We start from the raw sequence: 17232 nt of genomic DNA, 5'->3' as shown, positions 1-17232 counted from the left end.
CGCACTTCAGGTCTTCCTCGCGGAGCAGGGTGCCAGGGCGCCCAGGCCCCCTCCCCATCACCGACCTTCTCCCCGAGAGCTACGTCTGGGCGGACCAGCAAGGCGACGCCGAGCGAACCACGTCAGTCAGCGCGAGTTGACGCAAGGTCCACGATGCCCGGTGCGTGCCGCTAGGGCGCCGCCGGTACCACCGGCAGGCCTTCCGTGCGCCAGGCCTGGAAGCCGCCCACCAGGTCTGTCGCGCGGTGCAGGCCCAGTTGGTGGAGGGAGGCGGCCGCGAGGCTGGAGGCGTAGCCCTCGTTGCAGATGACCACGATGCGCAGATCGTGGCCCGTGGCTTCGGGGAGCCGGTGGCTGCCGCGGGGATCGAGGCGCCACTCCAGTTCGTTGCGCTCGACGACGAGGGCGCCGGGGATCAGGCCGTCCCGCTCGCGCAGGGCCGCGTACCGGATGTCGACCAGCAGCGCCTCGCCGGTCTGTGCCGCCCTGTGCGCCTCCTGCGCCTCGATGCGCCGGTAGCCCGAGCGCACCCGCTCCAGCAATTTGTCGATGCCCGTGGGCTGTCCGTTCGTGCTGCCGTTCACTGCCAGTCCTCCGGGCGTTCGACCTGTTCCAGACGCAGTACCTGGCCCGTGCGGCTGTAGCGGCGGATGCGTGGAAGCGGCGGGTAGTAGGCGTGGACGGAGATCGCGTGCCGGTCGGGGGACCCGTTGAGCACCTCGTGCACATGGTGGTGGCCGAAGGTGCGGCCCTGTCCGGCGGACAGCCGGCGCGTGCGGTCCACTTCCTCGGAGAGTTCCAGGGTCTTCCAGCCGTCGGTGGGCAGCCGCGCGGCGAGCGAGTTCTCCGTCAGTTCGCCCGAGGCGGTGAGGAAGGCGCCGACCGAGTCGGCGTGGTCGTGCCAGCCCGTGCCGGTGCCGGGCGGCCAGCCGATCAGCCAGGCCTCGCTGCCGCCCGGCCCCTGCAGCCGCACCCAGGTGCGGCCCTCCGGGTCGAGCGGGAGGGAGGCGATCAGCTCGGCGTCGGCGGCCGTGCGTCGTACGAAGTCGAGGAGGTCCGCCTGGCTGGGCGCCGGGCCGACGGCAGGCGACGCGGAAGGAGACGAGACAGACACGTGCACCGTCCTGAAGAGGGTTCGCGGAAGCGGGCGCACGACAGCGCCCGGAAGGAAAAGAGATGCGAATTCAGCAGGACGGGCGACACACGCAGCCCGCGTAGCGGACGAGGTCCATATGGACCCTCCGCCACAGGCGCACACAGGTGTCGGTCACGATCCGGAGTACAGCACGGTGCCGCATGTCGGTCAACTCACCGTCACCATGTGGACAGAGGGTGACGGGGCTCACGGGCAGCGCACGCCGGAGCCGCCTTCGGCTTCCTCCCTCACCGCCTGCCGGAGCCGCGGTGGGCCTCCTCCTTCACCGCGTGTCGGCCCCGCCCTCGGCCTCCGTCTTTAGCGCGTGTCGGAGCCGCCCTCGGCCACCTTCCTCAGCGCGGGCTGGAGCTGGCCCCGGCCTCCTCCTTCACCGCGTGCCGGAGCCGGCCTCCGCCTCCTCCTTCACCGTGCCGCCCACTGCGGCCTCCGCCGCCGCGTACAGGTCCGCCGGGCGGACCCCGCCGAACGCCGTGACCAGGTGGCCGTCGGGGCGCACGAGCAGCACACTGTGCGCCGGCGCCCCCGGGTAGCTCTCGGCGACCAGCAGCTCGGCGGGGTACGGCAGCGCAGTCACCGCGGCCGCCAGCCGGGGCATCACCCCCGCGGACACCCAGTGCTTGCGGTCCCACACACCCGTGCCGGGCGCGATCAGGACGACGAGCAGGGCCCCGTGCCCGAGCCGGTCGCGCAACTGGACGAAGGAACCATCCTCCGCCGTCACCCGTACGTCGGTGACCGGTGCGCCGGGCGGGGTCTCGACCGGGATCTCGCCCTCCAGATGCCGGGGTGCGAGCGGGGAGTCGGCGTACGCCCCCGGCGCGCCGAGCGGCCCGCGCCCCAGGTGACCGTCACTCAGCAGCGCGTCGTGTCCCCGGGCCGCGCCCGGGACGATGTGCCGCAGCCCGCCTCCGCCGCGCAGCACCGGCAGCACCTGGTCGGCGGCCCGCAGCCGGGCGGCGACCACCGCGCGCCGCTCGGCCTGGTAGCTGTCGAGCAGCGCCTCGTGATGCCCGTGGTGCCAGGCCGGGGCCAGCTTCCAGGCGAGGTTGTCGGCGTCCCTGAGGCCCTCGTCCAGCCCCTGGGTGCCCAGGGCGCCCAGCAGGTGGGCCGCGTCACCGGCGAGGAAGACGCGGCCGGCCCGCCACCGCCTGGCCAGCCGGTGGTGCACGGTGTGGACACCGGTGTCGAGCAGGTCGTAGACCGGCGTGGACTCGCCCGTCCAGCCCGCGAGGGTCTCGCGGATCCGGGCCACCAGGATCTCGGGCGTGACCAGGTCCTTGCCCGGCGGCAGCAGCCAGTCCAGGCGCCAGGCGCCGTCCGGGAGGGGGCGGGCGGTCACCTCCCCGGCCGAGGGCCCGGACGACCGCCACGGCGGCATCCGATGGAGCAACGCCTGACCCTCCCACGGAAGTTCCGCGCGCAGCGTCGCGACGGCGTGTCGCTCCACCGCCGTACGGCCGGGGAAACGGATGTCCTGGAGCTTGCGCACGGTCGAGCGGGTGCCGTCGCAGCCCACCAGATAACTCCCCCGCCACCAGGTGCCCCTGGAGCCGCGGGTGTGAGCGGTGACGCCGGAACGCTCCTGCTCGATCGAGTCCAGGCGGCTGTCCACGGCGACCTTCACCAGCGGCTCGTCCGCGACGGCCGCGCGCAGGAAACCGGTGAGGACGTGCTGGGCGATGTGCAGCGGGGCGGGCTCGTCCTCCGCGTAGGTGATCTCGCTGATCACCTGCCTGCGTCGCAGGGACCGCCATCCGGCCCAGCGCACGCCGTGCTCCCCGAGCGCCGCTCCGGTCAACCGCTCCAGCAGGGCGGCCGTGTCCTCGCGCAGCACGACGGTGCGTGCGGGGCGGGCTTCGTCCTTGCCGGGTCCGTCGTCCAGGACGACCGACGGCACCTCCTGGCGGGCCAGGGCCAGGGCGAGCGTGAGCCCCACGGGCCCCGCTCCGACGATGATCACCGGATCCACGGCGTGACGCCCCCTGCCCGCGGCGGTGCCCCGGCGGGGGCTGATGAACAGGAAGGTGAGGCGGGGTGCACGATCACAGAACGTATGCAACCCATTGGCAGAGTTTGCGTCAAGTGACCGGAGGCAGTGGCGATCACGCCACTGCCTCAGGAACCATTCATGCGACTTGAATGATCGTCATTTCCCGGTGCCGTCCGGGTCGCCGACACCGGAGAGGTTGCCGCCCGGATCCCCGGCGGTCGCCGCGGTGCTCGCGATGTCCCCGGTCTCCACGGCTGCGAGTACCGCGCCGGTCGACTTCTTGGCCCGCCGCAGCCGTCGCTCCAGCCAGCTCGCGAACGAGGTCAGCGAGAAGTTGATGACCACATAGATCACGGCCACGACGGTCAGGGAGGCGATGATGTTGCCGTAGTAGCCGCTCATGGTGTTGGCCGAGGCCAGCAGCTCGGGGAAGGTGAGGACCGCGCCGCCGAGGGCCGTGTCCTTCACGATGACCACGAGCTGGCTGACGATGGCCGGGAGCATGGCGGTGACCGACTGCGGCAGCAGCACGAGCCGCATCACCTGGCCCTTGCGCAGCCCGATCGCCATGGCCGCCTCGGACTGGCCCTTCGGCAGGGTGAGGATGCCCGCACGGACGATCTCCGCGAGCACCGACGCGTTGTACAGCACCAGACCCGTCACGACCGCGTAGAACGGCCGGTCGTCCGAACTGACGTCGGTGTACTGGGCGAAGAGCGCGAGCCCGAAGATCATCAGGACCAGCACGGGGATCGCGCGGAAGAACTCGACCACGACCGCGGCCGGGACGCGCACCCACACGTGGTCCGAGAGGCGGGCGATACCGAGGGCGGCACCCAGCGGGAGCGCGATCACCATCGCGAGCGCCGCCGCCTCCAGGGTGTTCCGCAGGCCGGGCCATATGTACGTCGAGTACGCCTCGGTGCCGCTGAAGAAGGGCTTCCACAGGGCCCAGGCCAGTTGCCCCTTGTCGTCGAGGGACGTGTACACCCACCACACGAGGGCGGCGAGTACGAGCAGGAAGGCCGCCGTGTACAGGACGTTGCGCCGCCTGGCGCGCGGCCCCGGCGTGTCGTAGAGGACCGAGCTCATCGCTTCACCGCCACCTTCTTGCCCACCCAGCCGAGGATCAGACCGGTCGGCAGGGTCAGGCAGCAGAACCCGAAGGCGATGACCGCCGAGATCACCAGCAACTGCGCCTCGTTCTCGATCATCTTCTTCATGAGGAGTGCCGCCTCCGCCACGCCGATCGCGGCGGCCACCGTCGTGTTCTTCGTCAGCGCGATCAGCACGTTGGTCAGCGGGCCGACGGCCGCGCGCAGGGCCTGCGGCAGCACGACCAGACCCAGCACCTGGGTGAAGCTCAGACCCATGGCGCGTGCGGCCTCCGCCTGGCCGACCGGCACCGTGTTGATGCCGGCCCGGATCGCCTCGCACACGAAGGCCGAGGTGTAGACGATCAGGCCGAGCACGGCCAGCCGGAAGCCCTGGACCTGGAAGTCGTCGGCACCGAGGGTGATCCCCAGGGTCTGGCTGAGACCGAGCGAGGAGAACAGGATGATCACCGTGAGCGGGATGTTCCGCACGATGTTCACGTAGGCGGTGCCGAAACCGCGCATCAGCGGCACCGGGCCCACCCGCATGGCGGCCAGCAGAGTGCCCCAGACCAGGGAGCCCACGGCCGACAGCAGCGTCAGCTGCACCGTCGTCCAGAAGGCGCCCAGCACGTCGTAATGTCCAAGAAAGTCGAACACGATCTCCCGCGCTTCCGCGTGTAAGGATGCCCCGCTGCGCCGCCGCCGTCAGGAGCGACGGCGCACCGGTGGGCGCTGCCTCAGCTCTTGACGTCGCCGATCTTCGGGGCGGGCTCGTACTTGTAGTTGGCCGGGGCGAAGTTCTTCTCGACGGCCGCCTTCCAGGAGCCGTCGGAGACCATGTCCTCGAGAGCCTTGTTGATCTTGGCCTTGAGGTCGCTGCCCTTCTTGACGCCGATGCCGTAGTTCTCGTTGGTCATCTTGAGACCGCCGAGCTTGAACTTGCCCTTGAACTGGGCCTGGGCGGCGTAACCGGCGAGGATCGAGTCGTCCGTGGTGAGGGCGTCGACGGCGCCGCTCTGCAGGCCCGACACGCACGCCGAGTAGGTCGGGTACGTCACCAGGTTCGTCTTGAGGGCCAGCTTGTCCTTGAGGTTCTGCGCCGAGGTCGAGCCGGAGACCGAGCACAGCTTCTTGCCGTTCAGGTCCTTCGCCGACTTGATCTTCGTCTCGTCCGCGCGCAGCAGCACGTCCTGGTGGGCCAGCAGGTACGGGCCGGCGAAGTCGACCTTCTGCTCGCGCTCGGGGGTGATCGAGTAGGTGGCGGCGATGAAGTCGACGTCACCGCGCTGCAGCATGGTCTCGCGGTCGGCGCTCTTCGACTCCTTCCACTCGATCTGGTCAGCGCTGTAACCGAGCTTCTTGGCGACATAGGTGGCCACGTCGACGTCGAAGCCGGCGTAGCCCTGGGGGGTCTTCTGGCCGAGGCCCGGCTGGTCGAACTTGATGCCGACGCTGATCTTGTGGCCACCACCGGAGGAACCGCTGTCGTTCTTCTTGCCGCCGCCGCAGGCGGTGACGGACACGGCGAGCGCGAGGGCGACGGCCGAGGCGGCGGTGACCTTGCGGAGCTTCATGCTGAACATCCTTCGAATGGTGAGGAACGAGGTCCGTTGGAAAAGGCGACCCAGGGCGGGCGACGGCCCGGCCCGCACCGTCAGTGGTGCAGGATCTTGGACAGGAAGTCCTTGGCCCGGTCGCTGCGCGGGTTGCTGAAGAACTGGTCGGGCGCCGCCTCTTCGACGATCCGGCCGTCCGCCATGAAGACCACCCGGTTCGCGGCGGATCGCGCGAAGCCCATCTCGTGGGTGACGACGATCATCGTCATGCCCTCACGGGCGAGCTGCTGCATGACCTCGAGGACCTCGTTGATCATCTCGGGGTCGAGGGCCGAGGTCGGCTCGTCGAAGAGCATGACCTTCGGGTCCATCGCCAGCGCCCGCGCGATGGCGACGCGCTGCTGCTGGCCGCCGGACAGCTGGGCCGGGTACTTGTCGGCCTGGGTGCCCACCCCGACCCGGTCGAGCAGGGTCCGCGCCTTCTCCTCGGCCTGCTTCTTGTCCGCCTTGCGGACCTTGACCTGACCCAGCATCACGTTCTGGAGCACGGTCTTGTGCGCGAAGAGGTTGAAGGACTGGAAGACCATCCCGACGTCCGCACGCAGCCGCGCCAGTTCCCGGCCCTCGTGCGGCAGGGGCTTCCCGTCGATCGTGATGGCACCCGAGTCGACGGTCTCCAGGCGGTTGATGGTCCGGCAGAGGGTCGACTTTCCGGACCCGGAGGGTCCGATGACCACCACGACCTCGCCACGGGCGATCGTCAGGTCGATGTCCTGGAGCACGTGCAACGCGCCGAAGTGCTTGTTGACGCTCTTCAGGACGACCAGTTCGTCGGACGCGGCCACGTCCTCCTTGGCCACCGATACTTCGGTCATCGCTTTCAGGCTCCGTCCTCCTCGGTTTCGGAGGACAGTAGTGAGGGCCTGTGACCTGCGTCATCACATCTGAGGGAGATCTGAGCATCACGATCCGGTAGCAGCCGGACACATCTCGTAGCAGCGGCCGCCGGGTGCGTATCGGCCGGATAACGGAAGCGCCGGGCAACCGGAACCCTCTTGACGCCGTCCTTGTCAATCGGCGTCACTGCCATGGTGCACGCGCGCGTGCACGTGACCTACAGGTCGGACGAGAACCCAGTCCGTACGACCGCTGAACCGGAGGGGGACCGGGAGTGAGACTGCTGCTCGTCGAGGACGACAACCATGTCGCTGCGGCGCTGTCCGCCGTTCTCGCGCGACACGGGTTCGACGTCACGCACGCGCGCAGCGGCGAGGAGGCCCTCCAGGCGCTCGTCCCCGAAGGCGAGGGCTTCGGCGTGGTCCTGCTCGACCTCGGCCTGCCCGACCAGGACGGCTACGAGGTCTGCGGCAAGATACGCAAACGCACCAGCACCCCGGTGATCATGGTCACCGCGCGCTCCGACGTCCGCTCCCGCATCCACGGGCTCAATTTGGGCGCCGACGACTACGTGGTCAAGCCGTACGACACCGGGGAGCTGCTCGCGCGCATCCACGCCGTCAGCCGGCGCACCGTCCACGAGGACCCCGCCGCGGACGGCGAGAGCGCCCTGCGCCTCGGCTCCGTACGCATCGAACTGCCCACCCGCCAGGTCAGCGTGGACGGTTCGGTCGTCCAACTGACCCGCAAGGAGTTCGACCTGCTCGCCCTGCTCGCGCAGCGTCCCGGTGTGGTCTTCCGCCGGGAGCAGATCATCAGCGAGGTCTGGCGCACCAGCTGGGAGGGCACCGGCCGCACCCTGGAGGTGCACGTCGCCTCCCTGCGCGCCAAACTGCGGATGCCCGCGCTCATCGAGACCGTACGCGGCGTCGGCTACCGCCTCGTCGCCCCGGCCGCCTAGCGGGGACGGGTGCGCACACGGCTCCTGCCGCTGCTCATCGTCCTGATGGCGGCCGTCCTCCTCGCGCTCGGCCTTCCGCTCGCGATCAGCATGGCCGCCGCCCAGCAGCAGACGGTCGTCGTCGACCGGATCGACGACACCGCGCGCTTCGCCGCGCTCGCCCAGTTCGTCACCGACGGACCCAGCGGTTCGCGCCGCACCAGCACGGACGAGCGCTGGGAGGCCCTGCGCAGCGAACTGGACAGCTACTACGGCGTCTACGGCATCCGCGCGGGCGTCTTCTACCGCAACGGCTCGGCCATGGCCAACGCGCCCGCTGACTGGTTCGTACCGAAGACCGGCGAGGTCAGGGAGGCGTTCGACGAGGCGCTGCTCAGCCGGCGCAGCCACGACCCCAGCCAGGTGTGGCCCTGGCAGCACAGCCGGCTGGTCGTCGCCTCGCCGGTGATCCGGGACGGGGACGTCGTCGCGGTCGTGGTCACGGACTCGCCCACCGCGCAGATGCGGTCACGGATCCTGCACGGCTGGCTGTTCGTCGCGGCCGGCGAGTGCGCGGCCATGCTGCTGGCCGTCGGCGCCGCGCTGCGGCTGACCGGCTGGGTGCTCAAGCCGGTACGCGTCCTGGACGCCACCACCCACGACATCGCCACCGGACGCCTCAAGTCCAGGGTCGCGGCCGCGGGCGGCCCGCCGGAACTCAGACGGCTGGCCCGGTCGTTCAACGAGATGGCGGACAACGTCGAGGACGTGCTGGAGCAGCAGCGCGCCTTCGTCGCGGACGCCTCGCACCAGTTGCGCAACCCGCTCTCGGCGCTGCTGCTGCGCATCGAACTGCTCGCCCTCGAACTCCCGGAGGGCAACGAGGAGATCGCCTCGGTCCGCACCGAGGGCAAGCGCCTCACCCAGGTCCTGGACGACCTGCTCGACCTGGCGCTGGCCGAGCACGCCGAGGCCGACCTCGGCCTGACGGACGTCGGCGCGCTGGCCGAGGAGCGGGTGGCCGCCTGGTCACCGGCGGCCGACGCCAAGGGCGTGCGGCTGACGGGCGACTGTCCGCCCGTCACGGCCTGGGCCGACCCGATCACCCTGTCCAGCGCCCTGGACGCGGTGATCGACAACGCCGTGAAGTTCACACCCGAGGGCGGCACGGTCGACGTCGCCGTCTCGTCCGACGGCGACGCCTCCACGGTCGTCGTCACCGACACCGGGCCCGGTCTGACCGACGAGGAACTCGCGCGCGTGGGCGACCGTTTCTGGCGCAGCGGCCGCCACCAGAACGTCAAGGGCTCGGGCCTCGGCCTGTCCATCACCCGCGCCCTGCTCGCGGCGGGCGGCGGTTCGATCGACTACGCGCATCACGAGCCGCGGGGGCTGCGGGTGACGGTCACGGTGCCCCGGCACACGGAGACCTGAGAAGGCTCCGGGAGCCCTGCGGGCAAGTCCGCGCAGGGCTGTCCGGACCGTCGGTCTCAGGGCTTCACGGACCGGTAGTAGCGGCGCGCGCCCTCCTGCAGGGGCAGCGGGTCGGTGAAGATGGCGGTGCGCAGGTCGACCAGCTGGGCGGAGTGGACGTGCGCCCCGATGCCGTCCCTGCTCTTGATCACCGTGCGGGTCATCCACTCGGTCAGCCGGGGATCCACGTCCGCACGGGTCATCAGCAGGTTGGACACGGCGAGCGTCGGCACCTCGGCGCCGTGCTGCACGGCCGGGTACGCCGACTCGGGCATGTTGGTGGCCCGGTAGTAGCGGGCCTCCTCCCCTTGTCGGTGCAGCTTGCCGACCAGGTCGCCGTCGATCGGCACGAACGTGAAGGCGGACTTCTTCGCGAGCGCGACCAGCCCCTTCGTTGGCAGGCCGCCTGACCAGAAGAAGGCGTCGATCTTGCCCTGCTCCAGCCGGTCGGGCCCGGTGTCGATGCCGTCCGCGACCGGTGTGACGTCCTTTCGCGGGTCGATCCCGGCGGCCCGCAGCACCCGGTCGGCGATGAGCCGCACCCCGGAGTCGGGTAGCCCGATCGCCACGCGCTTGTGCCGCAGGTCCGCGATATTGCTGATGTGCGAGTCGCTGCGCACGACGAGGTGCACGTAGTCGTCGTAGAGCCGGGCCACGCCGCGCAGCTGCCCCGCGCCGCTGCCGTGCGACAGCTCGTACGTCTCCACCGCGTCGGCCGCCGCGATGGTGAAGTCGGCCTTTCCGGTCGCCACCCGCTGGACGTTCTCCTGCGAACCGGCGCTGTTGAGCAGCTTCACCTTCAGCTGGGGCATGTCCTTGGACAGTTCGGTGCGCAGCCGCTCGGCGTACTCCTGGTAGACGCCCCGGGGCGTGCCGGTGCTGAAGACGATGGTGCCGCTCGGCGGCTTCTCGCCCAAGGGCACCAGCCACCACAGCAGCAGGCCGAGGGCCACGACGGCGACGGCCGCACTCTGCCGCGCCCGGCGCCTGCCGATACGGGTGAGGACCTGGGACATGCGGCGATCCTGCCAGGCGACGCACGGCGCTGGCCAGGGGCCCCGGGGCATTCCCCGCGGTCCGGGCCGGAGCGCGGGGCGGTGTCAGTGGTGGCCGTTAGAGTCGCCGTATGAGCACTTCGCCCGCCGACCTCGTCCGTGAGTTCCACCGCGCCTTCGGCCTCGACGTCCGCAGCACGCCGGCCGAGGTGTCGCCGGAACTCGCCGCCCACCGTGGGGAACTGCTCGCCGAGGAGGCCGCGGAGGTGGCCGAGGTCGCGGTCGAGGGCCCGCTGGACAGCCTCGCGCACGAACTGGCCGACGTGGTCTACGTGGCCTACGGCACGGCGCTGGTCCACGGCATCGACCTCGACCAGGTGATCGCGGAGATCCACCGCGCCAACATGAGCAAGCTCGGCCCGGACGGGCAGGTCGCCCGCCGGGCCGACGGCAAGGTCCTCAAGGGGGAGCACTACCGGGCGCCGGACGTGTCGGCCGTCCTGCGCCGCCAGGGATGGATACCGGCGGCGCAGGACAGGGCTTCCGGTCCGCGCGGTCAGGGGGCTCCCTGCGCCTAGAAGGCTCCCTGCGCCTGAGGGTTCGGCGCGACCAGGAGGCTCCCTGCGCCAGAAGGTTGGGCGCGATCAGGAGGCTCCATGAGCCTCAGGGTTGGGCGCGACCAGGAGTCGCTCCACGCTGAAGGTTCGGCGCGACTGGAAGGGGCCGCGTGACTCGGAGGCGCCCTGGGTCTGAGGGGCCCGCCCGCGATTGGACCCGGGCGACTGGGAGGCGCCCTCCGGCAGGGAGGCGCCCTCCGACTGGGACGGGCCGCGTGCCTGGACGGGTCGCGCGGCCAGAGGAGGCCGCGCGCTCAGAAGCCTCCGCGTGCCTGCGGGTTCCCCGCCTGGAAGGTGCCGTCCGCCAGTTTCCACTCGCGGTGCAGGGCGCCCAGCGGGATGCTCCGCTGGATGACCGGTGTGCCGAAGACGGACAGCTGGATGCGCAGGGTGCCGGCGAGGTCGACCCCGCCGTACACGCTCCAGGCGCCCGCCGCCTTCGTCCCGCCGCCCGCGGAGGTGACCGTCCCTGAGGCCTCGCCGCGCAGGTACGGGGCAAGGTCGGCGGTGACGCCGACGGTGCCGTAGAGGCCGACCGAGGCCTCGGCGCCGAGCGCCGTCTTCACGGTCCCGGCGGTGGAGACGGAGGTGTGGACGGGGGTGCTCGTCATGTCCGAGGAGCTGACCGGTGTCCAGCCCTTGGCCGGGGCGAAGGTGCCGCCCGCCTTGAAGTCGCCCCTGAGGCCCTGCTGGACGTCGACGGTGACGTGTCCGTCGCCGCTGATCTGGAGGTAGCAGGTCAGGTCGAGGCTGACGACGACGGGCACCGGGCCGACCTGCAGCACGGGGTCGGCGTGCAGCTGGGCGAACGGGATGCGCAGCGGGGTGCCGGTGGCCGCGGCCGCCCGCCCTCTGACCGCCCAGCCGGAGGTCCAGTCACCGGAGACACCGAGGTAGGCCGAGCCGGGCGCGGCGTTCGTACCGGTGCCGCCGTAGGCGAAGTCGACCTGCGGGGCGACCTGGACGAAGCCGCTGACCGACGCGTCGGCGGACGCCGGTGCGCCCGGGGCCGTCGGCACCTCGGCGCGAAGGTCGAGCCGGAGACTGCCGAGCGGCACCGTCGCACCCTTGGGGCCGACGTGCCCGGCGCCGGCCTTCGACCAGGACACCTTCACATCGGGCAGCAGCTTGTCGACGGCGAACGAGGACGGGTCGACCGGCACGGTGCCCTTCGCCGTGTCGTCGCCCAGCAGCGAGTTGAGCGTGGCCGGTTCGGTCTGCACCTCCGTGCCCCGGTCCGTCTGCCCGAGCACGTCGGTGACCTTGGCGAGCAGCCCGTGCGGCGCCCCGGGCGCGGGCGCGCTGGCGATGACGTCGCCCACGGCCGCACCGTGCGGCGCTGCGGAAGAGCCGGAGGGCGAGGGGGAAGGCGAGAGGGAGTGGGACGGCGTGGGAGAGGCGGTCGGACTCCCGCTGGGCGTGGGCCGGTCGGAGATGACGGCGCGCCGGGTGTGGCTGTCGTACGAGCTGACGGCGAGCGCCGTCCTGTGCGCCCGCCGTCCGCTGCCGGACGGACCCGCCGAGGCGGTGGCCGTGGCGGCCGGAGCGGCGGCGACGGCGAGCGACTCGCCCGGGCCGTCGGAGGGGCGGGCGGCGGCGTCGATCTGCTGTCCGTGGCCGTTGGGCGTCGGCTGCCCGGCGTGCGGCGCGGCCGAGGAGCAGGCCGCGGCGAGGAAGAGGGTGGTCACGGCGAAGGCGGGCAGCAGGGCACGCCGATGCCTCATGCGTCTGCGCAAGGTCGGTCCTGAGTGAGGTGGGGGGTGGCCGAGAGGCACCGGCGCTCGTGCTACTCACAAGTAGAACCAGCCGGTAACTCGATGATGAGCCATGAGCATGCCACGCCCCCATGTACGGAACCCTCACGATCCGGCCACATCCCAACGTGACCTGAGGCACCCCGAGTTCGGATCACCCGGCCGGCCCGGTGCCGCCCAGTCGGGTCAACAGGCCCGCGAGCAGAGCGACATCCTCCTTGTTCCAGGCGGGCGCGGCGAGCAGCTCCTCGGCGGTCTCCTCGGCCGTGGCCAGCATCTCCTTCAGCCGCTCCCGACCCGTCGCGGTCAGCGACGCATAGGCGACGCGCGCGTCCCGGGCGTCCGGCTCCCGGGTCACCAGGCCGATCCGCTCCAGGGGGGCCAGCCCCCGGGTGACCCCGGAGGCCGTCAGTCCCAGCGTCTCGGCGAGGTCGACCCGGCGCATCCGGCCGGCGGGCGCCTGTCCCAGCCGCAGCAGCAGGGTGAAGTCGGCGAGGCTCACCCCGTGCAGCCCGCTCAGCCGGGCGTCGAACCGTCGTACGAGCGCCGCCTGCGCCCGCACCAGCCGCAGCGCCGCGTCCAGGGCGTCACTCATGCTCCACACCCGCTGTTCGCTGTCATCATTGCGTTCTCCTTGACCACTCAAGTTTATGGGCCGGCTTCATGACCCCGTAGAGCGCGCCGCGCGGCGCTGCCGCTTGCTCAGGGGTGCCTGGGAGAGGTCCTCGGCGCTGGAACGGAGGTTCTTGAAGCCGTAACCGTGCTCGGTCAGCCACGCCGTGGCCGCCGCCTCGGCCCGCTCGGTCGCCTCCAGCACGTCCTCCTCTTCCTCCCCGGTGTCGGAGAAGCGGAAGACGAACGCCGGCCGGGCGGAGATGTCGTAGGTGAGGGTTCCCTCGGGGGTGAAGGCAGCGCGCAGCACGTCGTGTTCCGAGGCGTCGGCCAGCAGCGCCGCACGCTGCGCGTCGGTGAGGCCGTCGAAGACGCCGCGGACGGTGACACGGAAGGTTCGGGTACTCATCCGGCGACTTTAGGCACATCGGGCCGCGGTCCTCCACCGGCTTTCCGCGTGCCCCCAGTCGAAGAAACCGCCGACGCACAGCGGCCCGCCGGACTCCGGCCGTCTCTCGGCGGCCGCCCGCGGCCCCCGGAGAAACCGGCCGGAAGTCGTCCGCGGCGCATCACCGGGTCCTAGGCTCGGATCCGCTCGGTGAACTCGACGAAAGGTCTGACATCCGTGGCGGACAAGCGAGTTGTGGTCGTGACCGGTGGCGGAACGGGCATCGGGGAGGCCACGGCGCGGCTGCTGCGCGAGGCGGGCCACCATGTCGTCGTCTCCGGCCGGCGGGCCGAGCCCCTGCGGCGTCTGGAGCGGGAGACCGGGGCGCTGGCGCACCCCTCCGACGTGGGGGACCCCACCGCCGCCGAGGGCCTCGTCCGCACCGCCCTGGCCGCCTACGGACGGCTCGACGGCCTGGTGCTGAACGCCGGCATCGGACGGGGCGGAGCCGTCGGAGACCTGTCCCTGCAGGACTGGGACGAGGTGATGCGCACCAACGTCACCGGTCCGCTGCTGCTCCTTCGCGCGGCGATCCCCCATCTGCTGGAGAGCGGCGGCGCGGTGGTCGCGGTGGCCTCGGTGTCGGCGCTGCGCAACGGCACGAGCAACGCCCCCTACGCCACCTCGAAGGCGGCCCTGCTCCAGCTGTGCCGGTCCGTCGCCGTGGACTACGGGCGTCAGGGCGTACGGGCCAATGTCGTGTGCCCCTCCTGGGTGCGGAGCGAGATGGCCGACCGGCGCATGGCGCGCTTCGCCGAGGAGGCGGATCTGCCGGGCGACGGTGCCGAGGCCGGCTACGCGGAGGCGACGCGGCTGCTGCCCATGGGACGGCCGGGCGAGCCCCGCGAGATCGCGGAGGCGGTCGACTGGCTGCTGTCCCCGGCCGCCTCGTACGTCAACGGCGCCGTGCTCACGGTGGACGGGGGCGCGACCGCCCTCGACCCCGGGACGCTCGCCTTCGACTACCGGATCACGCCCCGCGACGGCGGCGACCACTGAACCACCGCCCAGGCGGGCCACTGAGCCCCTGCGCGAGCCGGCCACGTGGTGTGGTCCCGCGGCCCACGGCGGCACGGAGAGGGGCGCTCACGCGAGCACCTACCCTTGAGGCATGACCAGCAGCAGCGACCGGAGCCCGGCAGTGGACGTTCAAGCACCCAAGAGCTACGAGATCCGCACCTACGGGTGCCAGATGAACGTCCACGACTCCGAGCGATTGGCCGGTCTGCTCGAAGACGCCGGTTACGTGCGCGCGCCCGAGGACGCCGACGGGGACGCCGACGTCGTCGTCTTCAACACCTGCGCCGTCCGCGAGAACGCCGACAACCGGCTGTACGGCAACCTGGGCCGGCTCGCGCCGCGGAAGGCCTCGCGGCCGGGCATGCAGATCGCGGTCGGCGGCTGCCTCGCGCAGAAGGACCGCGACACCATCGTGAAGAAGGCGCCCTGGGTGGACGTCGTCTTCGGCACGCACAACATCGGCAAGCTGCCGGTCCTGCTGGAGCGCGCCCGCGTCCAGGAGGAGGCGCAGGTCGAGATCGCCGAGTCGCTGGAGGCGTTCCCCTCCACGCTGCCGACCCGGCGCGAGAGCGCCTACGCCGCCTGGGTGTCGATCTCCGTCGGCTGCAACAACACCTGCACCTTCTGCATCGTCCCCGCGCTGCGCGGCAAGGAGAAGGACCGTCGGCCCGGCGACATCCTCGCCGAGGTGGAGGCGCTGGTCGCCGAGGGCGTCTCGGAGATCACGCTGCTCGGGCAGAACGTCAACGCCTACGGCTCCGACATCGGCGACCGCGAGGCCTTCAGCAAGCTGCTGCGCGCCTGCGGACAGATCGAGGGCCTGGAGCGCGTCCGCTTCACCTCGCCGCACCCGCGGGACTTCACCGACGACGTGATCGCCGCCATGGCCGAGACGCCGAACGTGATGCCGCAGCTGCACATGCCGATGCAGTCCGGCTCCGACACGGTCCTGAAGGCCATGCGCCGTTCGTACCGCCAGGAGCGCTTCCTCGGGATCATCGACAAGGTCCGGGCAGCCATCCCGCACGCGGCGATCACCACCGACATCATCGTGGGCTTCCCCGGCGAGACGGAGGAGGACTTCGAGCAGACCCTCCACGCCGTCCGCGAGGCCCGCTTCTCGCAGGCCTTCACCTTCCAGTACTCCAAGCGCCCCGGCACCCCGGCCGCGACCATGGATGACCAGATCCCCAAGGAGGTCGTCCAGGCGCGGTACGAGCGCCTCGTCGCCCTCCAGGAGGAGATCTCCTGGGACGAGAACAAGAAGCAGGTCGGCCGCACCCTCGAACTGATGGTCGCCGAGGGGGAGGGCCGCAAGGACGGGGCCACGCACCGGCTCTCCGGCCGCGCCCCCGACAACCGGCTGGTCCACTTCACCAAGCCGGAGCAGGAGGTCCGGCCCGGTGACGTGGTGACGGTCGAGGTGACGTACGCAGCCCCGCACCACCTCCTCGCCGAGGGTCCCGTCCTCGCCGTGCGCCGCACGCGCGCGGGGGACGCCTGGGAGAAGCGCAACGCCGCCGAGGCCGCCAAGCCGGCCGGCGTCATGCTGGGCCTGCCGAAGATCGGCGTACCGGCCCCGCTGCCGGTCGCCGCGAGCGGGTGCGGCTGCGACTGACGGACACGGGCCGGGTAGGCAGGGCGACGGGGGCGGCCGGAGTGCACGGACCACCCCCCTCGGGGCCGGGCGGTGTCAGCGTGACCGGAAGCCGGGCCTGAGGCCGGCTCCCCTGCCGATCGACCCGGTACCGGGTTACGCTGCCGATCATGCTTGTCGCCGCTGCCGTCTGCCCCTGCCCGCCGCTGCTCGTGCCCGAGGTCGCCGAGGGTGCCGCATCCGAGATGGACGCCGCGCGCGAGGCGTGCGCGGACGCGCTCGGTGTGCTCGCCGCCGCCCGCCCCGACCTGCTGGTGGTCGTCGGGCCGGCCGAGCGGAGCGGACGCGGGGTGTTCGCGCAGGGCAGCCCGGGGACCTTTCGCGGGTTCGGGGTCGACATGACCGTACGCCTGGGGGCCGCCCCGGACGCCGTTCCCGAGCGGGAGCTGCCGCCGTCGCTGGCGGTCGGCGCCTGGCTGCTGGAGCGGACCGGCTGGGCGGACGCCCCGATCGAGGGACTCGGTGTCGGCGAAGCACTCGCGCCCGAGCGGTGTGCCGAGGCCGGACGGGAGATCGGTGCCCGGGCCGCGCGCGTGGCGATGCTGGTGATGGGCGACGCCAGCGCGTGCCGCACGGTCAAGGCGCCGGGATACCTGGACGAGCGTGCGGCACCCTTCGACGCGACGGTCGCACGGGCGCTGGGCGCGGCGGACACCGCGGCCGTCCAGGCGCTCGACGCCGGCCTGGCCCACGACCTGAAGGCCTCCGGACGCGCCCCCTGGCAGATCCTGGCCGGGGCCGCGGAGAACGCGGGCCTCGGCGGCGCCCTGCTGTACGAGGACGCGCCCTACGGGGTGGGCTACCTGGTCGCCACCTGGTCCTGAGGGACGTCCCTACGGTCGCGACCCGGTCCTGAGGGCTCCTACGGCCGACGGCCAGGGCGGAACACCCGGTTTCCCTCCGCGCCCGTCGACGACCGGTGCACGCCTCACGGTGCCCCCGCGGCGCCTTCCACAGCGTCCGATCCCCGCCCCGCGGCACGCGCCACGGCGCGCCGTACCCTGCCCGCGCAAACGGCGG

The 17232-nt window shown here is 71.9% G+C and carries 18 protein-coding genes; 6 read left to right on the top strand and 12 right to left on the bottom strand.

What is annotated here, in order from left to right:
- Positions 1–170: 170 nt before the first annotated feature.
- The 8 genes from ACZ7FF_RS39400 to ACZ7FF_RS39365 form a co-directional block, all read right to left on the bottom strand.
- Positions 171–584, bottom strand: coding sequence for a rhodanese-like domain-containing protein (locus tag ACZ7FF_RS39400; protein ID WP_470818834.1), 414 nt, complete (start codon positions 582–584; stop codon positions 171–173).
- Positions 581–1114, bottom strand: coding sequence for a cupin domain-containing protein (locus ACZ7FF_RS39395; protein ID WP_470818832.1), 534 nt, complete (start codon positions 1112–1114; stop codon positions 581–583). The genes ACZ7FF_RS39400 and ACZ7FF_RS39395 overlap by 4 nt, the downstream gene beginning before the upstream one ends.
- 70 nt (positions 1115–1184) lie before the next feature.
- A complete protein-coding gene (locus tag ACZ7FF_RS39390; protein ID WP_309506048.1) occupies positions 1185–1232 on the bottom strand; it encodes a hypothetical protein in 48 nt (15 codons plus the stop codon).
- A 291-nt stretch (positions 1233–1523) separates the two neighbouring features.
- Entirely contained in the window at positions 1524–3125 is a 1602-nt protein-coding gene (locus ACZ7FF_RS39385; RefSeq protein WP_470818830.1) for an FAD-dependent monooxygenase, read from the bottom strand.
- Between the two features lie 177 nt (positions 3126–3302).
- The gene (locus tag ACZ7FF_RS39380) at positions 3303–4238 is read right to left on the bottom strand and encodes an amino acid ABC transporter permease (RefSeq protein ID WP_470818829.1); all 936 of its coding nucleotides are present in this window, start codon (positions 4236–4238) and stop codon (positions 3303–3305) included.
- Positions 4235–4900: an amino acid ABC transporter permease gene (locus ACZ7FF_RS39375; RefSeq protein ID WP_470818827.1), complete on the bottom strand. Its 666-nt coding sequence runs from the start codon at positions 4898–4900 to the stop codon at positions 4235–4237. Before ACZ7FF_RS39375 ends, ACZ7FF_RS39380 begins: the two co-directional genes overlap by 4 nt.
- Before the next feature lie 80 nt (positions 4901–4980).
- The gene (locus tag ACZ7FF_RS39370) at positions 4981–5817 is read right to left on the bottom strand and encodes a glutamate ABC transporter substrate-binding protein (protein ID WP_470818826.1); all 837 of its coding nucleotides are present in this window, start codon (positions 5815–5817) and stop codon (positions 4981–4983) included.
- Positions 5818–5897: 80 nt separating this feature from the next.
- Positions 5898–6674 (bottom strand): amino acid ABC transporter ATP-binding protein, encoded by a 777-nt coding sequence (locus ACZ7FF_RS39365; protein WP_470818825.1) that lies wholly within the window; start codon positions 6672–6674, stop codon positions 5898–5900.
- A gap of 296 nt (positions 6675–6970) precedes the next feature.
- On the opposite strand from ACZ7FF_RS39365, the gene ACZ7FF_RS39360 reads away from it, so the two are divergent.
- Positions 6971–7657 carry a response regulator transcription factor gene (locus tag ACZ7FF_RS39360; protein WP_470818824.1) on the top strand — a complete coding sequence of 229 codons (687 nt, stop codon included), beginning with the start codon at positions 6971–6973 and terminating at the stop codon, positions 7655–7657.
- 9 nt (positions 7658–7666) lie between these two features.
- A complete protein-coding gene (locus ACZ7FF_RS39355) occupies positions 7667–9070 on the top strand; it encodes a sensor histidine kinase (RefSeq protein WP_470818822.1) in 1404 nt (467 codons plus the stop codon).
- A gap of 56 nt (positions 9071–9126) precedes the next feature.
- Here the strand turns inward: ACZ7FF_RS39355 and ACZ7FF_RS39350 are convergent, their stop codons facing one another.
- Complete coding sequence (locus tag ACZ7FF_RS39350; protein ID WP_470818820.1) at positions 9127–10125, bottom strand: TAXI family TRAP transporter solute-binding subunit; 999 nt, start codon at positions 10123–10125, stop codon at positions 9127–9129.
- 110 nt (positions 10126–10235) lie between these two features.
- On the opposite strand from ACZ7FF_RS39350, the gene ACZ7FF_RS39345 reads away from it, so the two are divergent.
- Complete coding sequence (locus ACZ7FF_RS39345) at positions 10236–10682, top strand: pyrophosphohydrolase domain-containing protein (protein WP_470818818.1); 447 nt, start codon at positions 10236–10238, stop codon at positions 10680–10682.
- A 293-nt stretch (positions 10683–10975) separates the two neighbouring features.
- On the opposite strand, the gene ACZ7FF_RS39340 is transcribed toward ACZ7FF_RS39345, so the two are convergent.
- From ACZ7FF_RS39340 to ACZ7FF_RS39330, 3 genes are all read right to left on the bottom strand, one after another.
- Positions 10976–12445 (bottom strand): hypothetical protein, encoded by a 1470-nt coding sequence (locus tag ACZ7FF_RS39340; RefSeq protein WP_470818816.1) that lies wholly within the window; start codon positions 12443–12445, stop codon positions 10976–10978.
- Positions 12446–12629: 184 nt separating this feature from the next.
- Positions 12630–13070 carry a MarR family winged helix-turn-helix transcriptional regulator gene (locus ACZ7FF_RS39335; RefSeq protein WP_470818815.1) on the bottom strand — a complete coding sequence of 147 codons (441 nt, stop codon included), beginning with the start codon at positions 13068–13070 and terminating at the stop codon, positions 12630–12632.
- A 66-nt stretch (positions 13071–13136) separates the two neighbouring features.
- Positions 13137–13496 carry a DUF6204 family protein gene (locus tag ACZ7FF_RS39330; RefSeq protein ID WP_470818814.1) on the bottom strand — a complete coding sequence of 120 codons (360 nt, stop codon included), beginning with the start codon at positions 13494–13496 and terminating at the stop codon, positions 13137–13139.
- A 216-nt stretch (positions 13497–13712) separates the two neighbouring features.
- Here ACZ7FF_RS39330 and ACZ7FF_RS39325 point away from each other — a divergent pair, with 216 nt between their 5' ends.
- From ACZ7FF_RS39325 to ACZ7FF_RS39315, 3 genes are all read left to right on the top strand, one after another.
- Positions 13713–14534, top strand: a complete 822-nt coding sequence (locus ACZ7FF_RS39325) for an SDR family NAD(P)-dependent oxidoreductase (protein ID WP_470818812.1) — start codon at positions 13713–13715, stop codon at positions 14532–14534.
- 112 nt (positions 14535–14646) lie between these two features.
- A complete protein-coding gene (gene miaB / locus ACZ7FF_RS39320) occupies positions 14647–16173 on the top strand; it encodes a tRNA (N6-isopentenyl adenosine(37)-C2)-methylthiotransferase MiaB (protein ID WP_470818810.1) in 1527 nt (508 codons plus the stop codon).
- 149 nt (positions 16174–16322) lie between these two features.
- The gene (locus tag ACZ7FF_RS39315) at positions 16323–17036 is read left to right on the top strand and encodes a class III extradiol dioxygenase subunit B-like domain-containing protein (protein WP_470818808.1); all 714 of its coding nucleotides are present in this window, start codon (positions 16323–16325) and stop codon (positions 17034–17036) included.
- The last annotated feature ends 196 nt before the right edge of the window (positions 17037–17232 follow it).

The organism is Streptomyces sp. NPDC037126 (assembly GCF_055605965.1).
The sequence above is the reverse complement of the archived record's forward strand: the minus strand, read 5'-3'. Positions and strand labels throughout refer to the sequence as shown.

Excerpts from the sequence above, each read along its gene's own strand:
- ACZ7FF_RS39380 (WP_470818829.1), bottom strand. The coding sequence starts at position 4,238 with ATGAGCTCGGTCCTCTACGACACGCCGGGGCCGCGCGCCAGGCGGCGC.
- ACZ7FF_RS39370 (WP_470818826.1), bottom strand. The coding sequence starts at position 5,817 with ATGAAGCTCCGCAAGGTCACCGCCGCCTCGGCCGTCGCCCTCGCGCTC.
- ACZ7FF_RS39365 (WP_470818825.1), bottom strand. The coding sequence starts at position 6,674 with ATGACCGAAGTATCGGTGGCCAAGGAGGACGTGGCCGCGTCCGACGAA.
- ACZ7FF_RS39350 (WP_470818820.1), bottom strand. The coding sequence starts at position 10,125 with ATGTCCCAGGTCCTCACCCGTATCGGCAGGCGCCGGGCGCGGCAGAGT.
- ACZ7FF_RS39345 (WP_470818818.1), top strand. The coding sequence starts at position 10,236 with ATGAGCACTTCGCCCGCCGACCTCGTCCGTGAGTTCCACCGCGCCTTC.
- ACZ7FF_RS39340 (WP_470818816.1), bottom strand. The coding sequence starts at position 12,445 with ATGAGGCATCGGCGTGCCCTGCTGCCCGCCTTCGCCGTGACCACCCTC.
- ACZ7FF_RS39335 (WP_470818815.1), bottom strand. The coding sequence starts at position 13,070 with ATGAGTGACGCCCTGGACGCGGCGCTGCGGCTGGTGCGGGCGCAGGCG.
- ACZ7FF_RS39330 (WP_470818814.1), bottom strand. The coding sequence starts at position 13,496 with ATGAGTACCCGAACCTTCCGTGTCACCGTCCGCGGCGTCTTCGACGGC.
- miaB (WP_470818810.1), top strand. The coding sequence starts at position 14,647 with ATGACCAGCAGCAGCGACCGGAGCCCGGCAGTGGACGTTCAAGCACCC.
- ACZ7FF_RS39315 (WP_470818808.1), top strand. The coding sequence starts at position 16,323 with ATGCTTGTCGCCGCTGCCGTCTGCCCCTGCCCGCCGCTGCTCGTGCCC.